Genomic DNA, 10500 nt, shown 5'->3' with positions numbered 1-10500 from the left:
CCTCGCCTACCTGTCCGAGCATGTGCTCGGCCTGCCGCGTTCGTACTGACATGACCGATTTTGCCGCCTGGATCGGCCGGACACGCGAGGCCTCCGACCTCGTCACCCCGCGCCTGATGGCCGAGTTCCGCGCGACCCTCGGGCCGCATCTCGCCCCGGTCGCCGACGGCATCGCGTGGCCGGCGCTGCACTGGTGTCTCGCCCCGGAGACGCCGGCCGCCGACGCCCTCGGGCCGGACGGCCACGTCGCGAAGGGTGGGTTCCTCCCGCCCGTGCCGTTGCCCCGGCGGATGTGGGCGGGCGGACAGATCGAGACCCTTTCGGATCTGCGCGCGGGAGACGCCGTCACCCGCACCGAGACGGTGCGGGACGTCGTCTTCAAGGACGGGCGAAGCGGAAGCCTGTGCTTCGTCACCGTCGAGCACGCCGTCGCCACGGGTCGGGGCGTCGCGATCCGTGAACGGCAGGACATCGTCTATCGCGAGGCGGCCGGGGCGCAGACCGGAACCGATGCCGCGCCCGAACGCGACGATCCCGATGACTACGCGGCAATCTGGGCAGTGCCCGCGACGCCGACGCTGCTGTTCCGCTATTCGGCGATGACCTTCAACGGCCACCGCTTCCACTACGATCAGCCCTACGCGACGCAGGTGGAGGGTTATGCCGATCTCGTCGTCCATGGCCCGATGCAGGCCACGCTGCTGATGAACCTCGCCGCCACGCTCCTGGGACACGTGCCGCGGATGTTCACCTATCGCGGCGTCTCGCCGATGACGGCCAACCAGACCTTTCGCGTCTGCGGCCGAACCCGCGGGTCCGGGTTCGAGGGTGTGACCCTCGATGCAGCAGGGAAGGTCTGCATGCGCGCCCGCGCCGACATGTGAGATCCGGCGCGCGAGGTCAGTCGGAGGGCGGCCTCGTCCGGCACGGATTGCGGGCCGGCGCCATCAGCGTACGCGTCGCGGCGCCACGACGGCACGGCATCGACCCGCGGATCGAGCCCGCGGGTGGTGCGACGGCGGGCCTCGCGGACGCGAAACCCGCCGGACACCGTCTTAGGCCAGCTTCAGACCGACGTTGACGTTGCCGCGGGTCGCGTTGGAGTACGGGCAGACCTGGTGAGCGGCGTCCACGAGCTTCTGCGCGTCCGCGCGGTCGAGGCCCGGCAGGCTGATCGTGAGATCGGCGGTGATGCCGAAACCGCCTTCGGAGCGCGGACCGATGCCGACGTCAGCCGTGACGCTGGTATCGGCCGGGACCTTGAGCTGCAGCGACGGGGCCACGGCCTTCATGGCGCCGAGGAAGCAGGCCGAGTAGCCGGAGGCGAAGAGCTGCTCCGGGTTCGCGCCCGGGCCACCCGCGCCACCGAGTTCCTTCGGCGTCGACAGCTTGACCTCGAAGCTGCCGTCGGCCGTGCGGGCGGCGCCGTCGCGGCCACCGGTGGCGGTGGCGGTGGTGCGATACTTCACATCTACGGACATAGCGATCTCCGGTTGGAGGAAGAAAGTCGGCATGTAGGCGCCGGCGGGCCTTCGCACACCCCCATTTAGATTGCGCACAATCGAAATCAAGGGTCGATCAGGGCGAAACGGTCGACATCCACAAGCCCCCGGTCGGTGATCTTGAGATGGGGGATGACCGGGAGCGGCAGGAACGCCACCTGCAGGAAGGGCTCCGGCAGCACGACACCGAGGCCTCTGGCGGCCGACCGCAGAGTCACGAGCGACCGGCGGATGTCGTCGAACGGCATCAGGCTCATCAGGCCGGCGACGGGCAGCGCGATCTCGGCGCGCACCTCGCCACCCTCGACCACGACGAAGCCGCCCTCGATCTCGCCCAGACGGTTCACGGCCACGGCCATGTCGGAATCATCCGCCCCGACGACCGTGATGTTGTGACTGTCATGCCCGACCGACGAGGCGATGGCCCCCCGCTTCAGGCCGAAGCCTTTCACGAACGCGACCCCGATGCCGCGCACCCCCGGCGCCGAGCGGCCGTGCCGTTCCACCACCGCGACCTTGATGACGTCCTGGTCCAGGTCGATCCGGCGCTCCCCGCCGGAATAGGGCAGGGCGAGGTCGTGACGCAGGGTGATGATCTGGCCCGGGATCACCCCGATCACCGGCGTCGAAGGCCCGGAGCCCGGCGCGGCGAAATCCGCGGCGCTGACCCGCTGCGCCCGCACGCTGCCGCGGCCGATCGGCTCCACGGCGGGTCGCGTGGCGAACAGCGCCTCATTCACCGGGCGTCCGGCACTGAGAACCTGGGACACGGCGCAGGTGTCGAGATCGTCAAGCACCACGAGATCGGCGCGCTGGCCGGGGGCGACGAGCCCCCGGTCGTGAAGCCCGAACGCCCGGGCCGCCGACCACGAGGCCGCACGATAGGCGGCGAGGGGTGGGACACCGAGGGCGATGGCCGTCCGGATAACGAAGTCGAGATGCCCCTCCTCGGCGATGTCGAGGGGGTTCCGGTCATCGGTGCAGAAGGCCAGGAACGGCGCCGTCCGCTCGGTCAGGATCGGCGCCAGCGCGTGCAGATCCTTGCAGACCGAGCCCTCTCGGATCAGCACCGTCATCCCCTTGGACAGTTTCTCCAGGGCTTCTTCCGGCGTGGTGGCCTCGTGTTCGGTGCGGATGCCGGCCGCGATGTAGGCGTTCAGTGCGAGGCCGCGCAGGAGCGGGGCGTGACCGTCGATATGCCGGCCCTGGAACGCGGCGAGCTTGTCGAGCACGCCGGGATCGGCCGCCAGCACGCCGGGGAAGTTCATGAATTCGGCGAGCCCGATGACCTTCGGATGGCCGACGAAGGACAGCAGGTCCTGCGCGTCGATCCGCGCCCCCGAGGTTTCCAGATGGTCGGTGGCCGGGACGCAGGACGAGAGCTGCACGCGCAGGTCCATCGCCAGCGTTTCGGACGAAGCAAGGAACCATCGGAAGGCGTCCGTTCCGAGAACGTTGGCCATCTCGTGCGGGTCGCAGATCCCCGTGGTGACGCCGTGGGGGAGAACGCAGCGCTCGAATTCCTGCGGGGGCATCAGCGACGATTCGACGTGGAAATGCGTGTCGATGAAGCCCGGCACAACGACCTTGCCGGAGATGTCGATCTCCCGCGTGCCGCGATAGTGGCCGAAGGTGCCGACGATGCGGTCGCGGCAGATCGCGATATCGGAGGCGACAAGCGCCCCGGTGATGAGGTCGAGGAAACGGCCGCCCTTCAGGACGAGGTCAGCTTCCGTGCGACCCTGGCCCTGCGCGATGGCCCGCCGGAGCGATTCCACCTGTGTCATCACGATATGATCCCTCCGTCCTGCCATCTGCCAGGAGCATGCCACGGGGGCGGCCCCTTCCGCGACGCTTGCAGAGGCGCGAGCACCGGCGCAGAAGCCTTTCACCTTTGAACCAGTCGAAGCTCTCGATGCCCGCCTATCGTTCCCGCACCACCACCCACGGCCGCAACATGGCCGGCGCCCGCGGCCTCTGGCGCGCCACCGGCATGAAGGATGCCGATTTCGGCAAGCCGATCATCGCCGTGGTGAACTCGTTCACCCAGTTCGTGCCCGGCCATGTCCACCTCAAGGATCTCGGCCAGCTGGTCGCCCGCGAGATCGAGGCCGCCGGCGGCGTCGCCAAGGAGTTCAACACCATCGCGGTGGATGACGGCATCGCCATGGGCCATGACGGGATGCTGTACTCGCTGCCGTCCCGGGAGCTGATCGCCGATTCCGTCGAGTACATGGTCAACGCGCATTGCGCCGACGCGATGGTGTGCATCTCGAACTGCGACAAGATCACACCCGGCATGCTGATGGCCAGCTTACGCCTCAACATCCCGACGGTGTTCGTCTCGGGCGGCCCGATGGAGGCCGGCAAGGTCCAGCTGCCGGGCATCGCCAGGAAGGTCGATCTCGTCGACGCGATGATCGCCGCAGCCGACGACCGCATCTCCGACGAGGATGTCGCGGTGATCGAGCGCTCGGCCTGCCCGACCTGCGGATCGTGTTCGGGCATGTTCACGGCGAATTCCATGAACTGCCTCACCGAGGCGCTGGGCCTGGCGCTGCCGGGCAACGGCTCGGTGCTCGCCACCCATGCTGACCGCAAGCGCCTGTTCGTGGAGGCCGGTCACCTCATCGTGGATCTCGCCCGCCGCCACTACGAGCAGGACGACGCGGGCGTGCTGCCGCGCGCCGTGGCGAGCTTCAAGGCGTTCGAGAACGCCATGACCCTCGACATCGCCATGGGCGGCTCGACCAACACGGTCCTCCACCTGCTGGCGGCGGCGCACGAGGGCGAGGTGCCCTTCACCATGGCCGATATCGACCGGCTGTCCCGGCGGGTGCCGGTGCTGTGCAAGGTCGCCCCTGCGGTGGCCAACGTCCATATGGAGGACGTGCACCGGGCCGGCGGCATCATGGGGATCCTCGGCGAGCTCGACCGGGCCGGTCTGATCGACACCGAGGTCGGCAACGTCTCGGCCGGCACGCTGGGCAACGCCCTTGCCCGCTGGGACGTGCGCGCCGCGCCGAGCGCGTCGGTCCAGACCTTCTACCGGGCGGCCCCGGGCGGCGTGCCGACCCAGGTGGCCTTCAGCCAGGAATCCCGCTTCGACGAGCTCGACCTCGACCGGGAAGGCGGCGTCATCCGCGATGCCGCACACGCCTATTCGCAGGATGGCGGGCTCGCGGTCCTCTACGGCAACCTCGCCGAGCAGGGCTGCATCGTGAAGACCGCAGGCGTCGATGCCTCGATCCTGACCTTCACCGGGACGGCGCGGGTGTTCGAGAGCCAGGACGCGGCCGTCGACGGCATCCTCAACGGCAAGGTCACGGCCGGCGAGGTGGTGCTGATCCGCTACGAGGGGCCCCGCGGCGGCCCCGGCATGCAGGAGATGCTCTATCCGACGAGCTACCTGAAATCGAAGGGGCTCGGAAAGGCCTGCGCCCTCGTCACCGACGGGCGGTTCTCCGGCGGCTCCTCGGGCCTGTCCATCGGCCACGTCTCGCCGGAGGCCGCCGAGGGCGGCCTGATCGGCCTCGTGCGCGACGGCGATCGGATCGCCATCGATATCCCGAACCGGCGCATTCATCTGGACGTGGATCAGGCGGAGTTGGATCGGCGGCGGATCGCGCAGGACGCGGCGGGCTGGCAGCCGGCGACCCCGCGCAAGCGCAAGGTGAGTACGGCACTGCGTGCCTATGCCATGCTGACGACCAGCGCGGCCCACGGGGCGGTGCGCCGGCTCTGATCAGCGGGCGCCGAGAACCAGAACGGCGGCAGCACCGAGGAGCGCTGCCGCCGCCACCGCAAGACCGATCCACCGTCGGCGGACCTTCGCTGCGCCCCGCCCCACCCCTCCGGGCGTCGGCGGCGGGATGCGCCCGAGCGCGGCGAGCATCAGCGGCTCGATGGCGGCGTAGCCGGCCGGGCTCAGATGAAGCCCGTCGGTGCCGTATTCGGGCCGGAGTCCGCCTGTCTCGGTCGCCAGCACCGCATGGTAGTCGATGAATGTCGCGCCGTGCTCGTGCGCATGGTCTCGCAACCATGCATTGACCGCCGCGATCATTGCCGGCGCGTCGCGCACCTCCGGATTCCAGGGGATGCTGGCGGCGGGCATGATCGAGCCGATCCAGGCCTGCACGCCCATGGCACGGGCCTCGTCGAGCATGCCGGCGAGCGTTCGGGCGATCTCGTCGGCCGGGACGAAGAAGCCCTCGTTGCGGCCGATATCGTTCACACCGCACAGAAGATGCACGCCCCGGGCTCGCGTTTCCTCGAGGTCGCGCCGAAACCGCATGGTGATCCAGCGGGCCGTCTGACCGGACCCGCCGCGGGGGATCAGGTTGTAGGCCTCGAAGGTGCCGGCCCGGTGGAAGCCCCACAATTCGGTGATTGAATCCCCGATGAAGACGATCGGTTCGCGCACGGTTCAGGCCGGCGTCGCGGTCCCGAGGGTCTCGCCCACCTCCGCCTGGAGGCGGTCCGCCATCATCTGGCGGCCCTCTGAGGTCACGTGAACGATGTCCGTGAAAAGGTTTCGGGCGTCGCCTTCGAACAGGCGGCTGAGGTCCCGGGCCGCAAAGGCTGAATCCCGCGTATCCAGCCGGCCGAGAACACCCTCGAAACGTGCATACTGGCGGTCGAGATAGGCCAGGAACACGTCGGAGGCCGTGCCCGCCTCCGTGCCGACGGGCGCACCCTTGCGGACGATCGTGGGCTGCAGGAGGAACCGAACCGGGGCACCGATGCCGGGAGCGAGCCGCGCGAGCCGCCTGAGCGCCAGCTCGAACTGCCGCACGACCTCCCATTCCCAGATCTCGGACTGCCAGTTCGTCAGCGCCCGCAGATTTTCGAGACGGTTGAAGATCATCGCCTGCAGGCCGTCATAGGACAGTGCTACCGTGTCCTCTGCGCTCTTCCTCGGGTCGAAGAAGTAATCGTAAAGACTTTCATTGGCGAAGTGATTGTATGGAACGCCGGCCCGCGGATCGAAGCTCCAGGGCTGAAAGATGTCGGTCGCTCCGCCGACGATCAGGATGACGTCGGGCTGAAGATCCATCAGCCGCGTCGTGACCAGGGCGATCATCTGATTCAGGCAGGCCGAGACGGCGCCGAAATTGTAGACGCGCGCCCCCGCCCCATGGGCTTGCTTCAGCCCGGTCTCCAGCCGCCCCGGCACGGTATCGGCGAAGACCTGTCCGTCGATCAGGGTGCTGTCGCCGACGACGAAGACCCGCAGCGTCTCGGATGAGGGCCGCGTATCCGCATGCGCGTCGTTGCGATACCCGAGGGCGTCGTAGCGCCAATCCTGGCCGCCCGCGACCGTCAGCGGCTTGCCGGCGAACTGGACGTACGGTGCGGGAAACCGGCTGTTCGCGTCGAAGTTCTGGAAGCTCTGCAGGAACTTCCGGCGTCGCGCATCGGCGCTGTCATCGGGTGGCCGATGGGCCATGAACCGTCTCCTCCCCGAGCGGATGGTCGGTGGCGATGGAGTGAAAGGATGAGGCGGCCGCGCCGGCGCGGCCGCTCAGCTCCGAATCGAGGCGTGGTTCTCGAGGAACCATCCATAGGTCTGGCGCAGCCCGTCCTCTAGGCCGATCTCCGGCCGCCAGCCCATGGCCCTGAGGCGCGACACGTCCATCAGCTTGCGCGGCGTCCCGTCGGGCTTGGTGGCGTCGAAGTCGAGCCGGCCTGCGTAGCCGATTACCTGGGCCAGCGCCTCGGCCAACTCCCGGATGGTGCAATCCTCGCCGGTGCCGACATTGATGTGCGACAGGTCCGGCCGCGTGTTGGCCGCGTAGACCCCGTCGTCCATCTCCATCACGAAGACGCTGGCGCGGGCCATGTCGTCCACGTGCAGGAACTCGCGCATCGCCCGGCCGGTGCCCCAGACCGTGACCGACGGGCGGCCTTCGACCTTCGCCTCGTGAAGGCGGCGCATCAGCGCCGGCAGGACGTGGGCGTTCTCGGGATGGAAGTTGTCGTTCGGCCCGTACAGGTTCGTCGGCATGACGCTGCGGTAGCGCCGCCCGTATTGGCGGTTGTAGCTCTCGCACATCTTGATCCCGGCGATCTTGGCGATGGCGTAGGGCTCGTTGGTCGGCTCCAGAAGCCCGGTCAGGAGCGCGTCCTCGCGCATCGGCTGCGGGGCCAGCTTCGGGTAGATGCACGACGAGCCGAGGAACAGCAGCCGGTCGACATCGTGCGTGTGCGCGGCGTCGATCAGGTTCGACTGGATCAGCAGGTTCTCGTGGATGAATTCGGCGGGATAGGTGTTGTTGGCGTGGATGCCGCCGACCTTGGCGGCCGCAAGGTAGACCTGATCGATGCGGTTGTCGGCGAAGAAGCGACGGACCGCCGCCTGATCGAGAAGGTCGAGACTCTGGCGGTCGGCCGTGAGGATGCGCTCGTGGCCCAGCTCACGCAGCCGACGCACGATCGCCGAACCCACCATGCCCCGATGGCCCGCCACGAAAATGGTCTGACCTCGACCGTCCATCACGCGTCCGTTCCCTGCCGAAAGCTCGGATTTCCAAGCCCCTATAGCCCCTTTCCGTCGGGATATCGCCGCGCAAACACGCGTTTTCTGAGGCGGCTGCCGGTACCCCCTCGGCCGCCGGGAGAACACCTATCTGTGCGGGCACTTCCGATATCAATACAACCGAAAGTTAGCGTTAATCATTCCACTAGAAGATGCATTCTGTTCCCGCTCGCTGATCGCTGAGTTGCATGGCCGGTTCGGAACCCCGTCCCGCTGCGCAGCAATGGAGTTCCAGATGCGTCCCTCGACCCTCGTGCCGGCTCGCGCCCGGGCTGCCTGGCTCGCCGTCCCCCGCTGGTGGATCACGCCGACCATCCCGCTCACCGCCGGCCTCCTGATCTGCACGGCGCAGACGACACCGGTCCAGGCGCAGCTTCTTCGCGGCACCCTGGACACAACCACGAGTGGCATTCTCGGTACCGGCGTGACGCTCGGCACCACCGCTCCTGGGACCGGCATCCTCGGGACCGGCCTCAACGTCGGGACCACGAGCGGAGGCGTCCTCGGAACCGGTCTGGTCGTCGGCACGACTGGCCCAGGCGACGGACTGCTCGGCACCGGTCTCAACCTCGGGACGGCGAGCGGAACCGGAACTGGCGGAACTGGAACCACCGGCGGAACCGGCGGAAATGTGACCGGCGGCGGGACCGGCGGAACAGCGGGAAGCGGAGCAGCCGCCAGCGCCAATCAGGGTCTCTACATCGTCACAGGGACCACCACGCAGTCCCAGGGCCAGACCGTAATCACCGACCTGAGGCTCTCACAGCTGTCCAGCATCACCGGCGTCGCCGCCAACAACACCAGCGGCTTGGCCGCCCCGATCGCTGTCGGCGCCGACGCCCTCGCGGTGGGCGCCGGTTCAAGTGCGGCCGGTTCTGCATCGACCGCCGTGGGCACCGGCGCGAGCGCGGCGAATACCGGCAGCGTCGCCCTCGGCTTTGCGGCGAGCGCTCAGGGCCTCGGCGGAACGGCCATCGGTACGGCATCTGCGGCGTCGGGGGCCGGGAGCACCGCGCTCGGGTTCGTCGCCGGCGCGACCGGGACAGGTTCCACCGCCATCGGCGCGGCCGCTTCGGCCGCCGGAAACAACAGCGTCGCGCTCGGCAACGGGGCTGCCGCCAACCAAGCCAACACGATCGCCATCGGCGCCAACGTGAAGACCACGCAGGCCAACCAAGTGGCGATCGGCAATTCCGCCAACACCTACCGGCTGGCCGGCGTCGCATCTCAGGCGAGCGCTGCCGCTCAGAGCGGAGCGACGGCCTTCGTGACCACCGATGCAAGCGGCAACCTTGCGGCCTCGGCCTACGGGCCGTCGACGATCGCAGGTCTCGGCAACCGAATCGATTCGGTCCAGGGACAGGTCAACGCGCTGGAGGCCAAGACGGATTCCGTGCAGCGCTACGCCATCCAGACCCGCAAGGAGGCCCGGCAGGGCGTGGCGATGGCCATCGCGATGGCGACCGCGCCGATGCCGTCCGCGCCGGGCAAGACCACCTGGGCGACGAATGGCGCGACCTATCGGGGCGAGTGGGCGGGCGGCCTTGCGGTGGCGCACCGCTTGCCGACCTGCTGCGTCCCGATCGCGGTCACGGCCGGCATGGCCTATGGCGGCGACAACGCCGTCGGCGTCCGCGCCGGACTGGCCGGCGAGTTCTGAACGACTGGGACCCGGCACGGCGGACGGCACTTCGACCTTGCGCGTCGGTGAAAGGCCGCAGTAGTGTCAACCAATGCTGACACTCGCGGTCGACCACAGGGTTGCGCATTCGATCGATGGGCGTCCGCACGCCGTCGTCGTCGGCTCAGGCTTCGGGGGTCTCGCCGCCGCGATCCGTTTGGGTGCGCGGGGCTACCGCGTAACCGTCCTCGAACGCCTGGCCCAGGCCGGGGGCCGTGCCCGGGTCCATCGGCAGGACGGCTTCACCTTCGATGCCGGTCCGACGATCGTCACAGCCCCGCAGCTTTTCGAGGAACTCTGGCAGCTCGCCGGCCGCCAGCTCGCGGACGATGTGACGCTGGTGCCGATGGATCCGTTCTACCGGATCCGCTTCGCCGACGGGACATCCTTCGCCTATAGCGGCGACGTGGATCGCATGCGCGCCGAGGTCGCGCGCTTCGCACCGGACGACGTCGCGGGCTACGAGCGCTTCATGGCTCACAGCCGTGCCGTTTGCCGGATCGGCTTCGAGCAGCTCGGTCATGTGCCTTTCGGCAGTGTCGGATCGATGCTCAAGATCGCACCCGACCTGTTGCGCCTGTCCGGACACCGTTCCGTTTACGAGGTGGTGGCGCGGTTCATCCGCGACGAGCGGCTGCGCACGGTGTTCAGCTTTCACCCGCTGCTGATCGGCGGCAACCCGTTCCGATCGACGAGCGGCTCATGCGGGCGCTGGAGGCCGGCGATGCGGCCGGCGGCGACAAGCGCGGCAAGCAATCGGCGGCCCTCAGGATCTCGCC

General features: G+C 68.7%; 9 protein-coding genes and 1 pseudogene. 5 read left to right on the top strand and 5 right to left on the bottom strand.

The features are described 5' to 3' along the window. The first annotated feature begins 50 nt into the window (after positions 1–50). Complete coding sequence (locus tag I53_RS29075) at positions 51–884, top strand: MaoC family dehydratase N-terminal domain-containing protein (protein WP_043357632.1); 834 nt, start codon at positions 51–53, stop codon at positions 882–884. A 171-nt stretch (positions 885–1055) separates the two neighbouring features. Here the strand turns inward: I53_RS29075 and I53_RS29070 are convergent, their stop codons facing one another. Together I53_RS29070 and ade are read right to left on the bottom strand one after the other, a co-directional pair. Next, on the bottom strand, positions 1056–1481 hold the full coding sequence (locus I53_RS29070; protein ID WP_043357630.1) for an organic hydroperoxide resistance protein: 426 nt from the start codon (positions 1479–1481) through the stop codon (positions 1056–1058). An 86-nt stretch (positions 1482–1567) separates the two neighbouring features. Next, complete coding sequence (ade, locus tag I53_RS29065; protein ID WP_043357628.1) at positions 1568–3289, bottom strand: adenine deaminase; 1722 nt, start codon at positions 3287–3289, stop codon at positions 1568–1570. Positions 3290–3417: 128 nt separating this feature from the next. On the opposite strand from ade, the gene ilvD reads away from it, so the two are divergent. After that, the gene (gene ilvD, locus I53_RS29060) at positions 3418–5247 is read left to right on the top strand and encodes a dihydroxy-acid dehydratase (protein WP_043357638.1); all 1830 of its coding nucleotides are present in this window, start codon (positions 3418–3420) and stop codon (positions 5245–5247) included. Here the strand turns inward: ilvD and I53_RS29055 are convergent, their stop codons facing one another. The 3 genes from I53_RS29055 to I53_RS29045 all read right to left on the bottom strand — a co-directional run bounded on the left by I53_RS29055 (position 5248) and on the right by I53_RS29045 (position 7998). After that, complete coding sequence (locus tag I53_RS29055; protein WP_043357626.1) at positions 5248–5925, bottom strand: GDSL-type esterase/lipase family protein; 678 nt, start codon at positions 5923–5925, stop codon at positions 5248–5250. It lies immediately after the preceding gene. Positions 5926–5928: 3 nt separating this feature from the next. After that, the gene (locus tag I53_RS29050; RefSeq protein ID WP_043357624.1) at positions 5929–6951 is read right to left on the bottom strand and encodes a lipase; all 1023 of its coding nucleotides are present in this window, start codon (positions 6949–6951) and stop codon (positions 5929–5931) included. 75 nt (positions 6952–7026) lie between these two features. Next, complete coding sequence (locus I53_RS29045; protein WP_043357622.1) at positions 7027–7998, bottom strand: GDP-L-fucose synthase; 972 nt, start codon at positions 7996–7998, stop codon at positions 7027–7029. Positions 7999–8275: 277 nt separating this feature from the next. On the opposite strand from I53_RS29045, the gene I53_RS29040 reads away from it, so the two are divergent. The 3 genes and pseudogenes from I53_RS29040 to I53_RS32030 all read left to right on the top strand — a co-directional run. Then, positions 8276–9700 carry a hypothetical protein gene (locus I53_RS29040; protein ID WP_043357636.1) on the top strand — a complete coding sequence of 475 codons (1425 nt, stop codon included), beginning with the start codon at positions 8276–8278 and terminating at the stop codon, positions 9698–9700. 73 nt (positions 9701–9773) lie between these two features. Next, positions 9774–10427: pseudogene (crtI, locus tag I53_RS29035) on the top strand (phytoene desaturase family protein); the annotation flags it as partial. Next, on the top strand, positions 10424–10500 hold a 77-nt coding region (locus I53_RS32030), incomplete at its 3' end, for a DUF1028 domain-containing protein (RefSeq protein WP_251982492.1). The pseudogene crtI and the gene I53_RS32030, both read left to right, overlap by 4 nt.

Source organism: Methylobacterium sp. B1, from assembly GCF_000333255.1.
Lineage (GTDB): Bacteria > Pseudomonadota > Alphaproteobacteria > Rhizobiales > Beijerinckiaceae > Methylobacterium > Methylobacterium fujisawaense.
Note: the sequence above shows the minus strand (reverse complement) of the source record. Positions and strands in the feature narration are given on the sequence as shown.

Coding starts and splice junctions, on each gene's coding strand:
- I53_RS29050 (WP_043357624.1), bottom strand. CDS start 6,951: ATGGCCCATCGGCCACCCGATGACAGCGCCGATGCGCGACGCCGGAAG.
- I53_RS29070 (WP_043357630.1), bottom strand. CDS start 1,481: ATGTCCGTAGATGTGAAGTATCGCACCACCGCCACCGCCACCGGTGGC.
- I53_RS29075 (WP_043357632.1), top strand. CDS start 51: ATGACCGATTTTGCCGCCTGGATCGGCCGGACACGCGAGGCCTCCGAC.
- I53_RS29040 (WP_043357636.1), top strand. CDS start 8,276: ATGCGTCCCTCGACCCTCGTGCCGGCTCGCGCCCGGGCTGCCTGGCTC.
- ade (WP_043357628.1), bottom strand. CDS start 3,289: ATGACACAGGTGGAATCGCTCCGGCGGGCCATCGCGCAGGGCCAGGGT.
- I53_RS29045 (WP_043357622.1), bottom strand. CDS start 7,998: ATGGACGGTCGAGGTCAGACCATTTTCGTGGCGGGCCATCGGGGCATG.
- ilvD (WP_043357638.1), top strand. CDS start 3,418: ATGCCCGCCTATCGTTCCCGCACCACCACCCACGGCCGCAACATGGCC.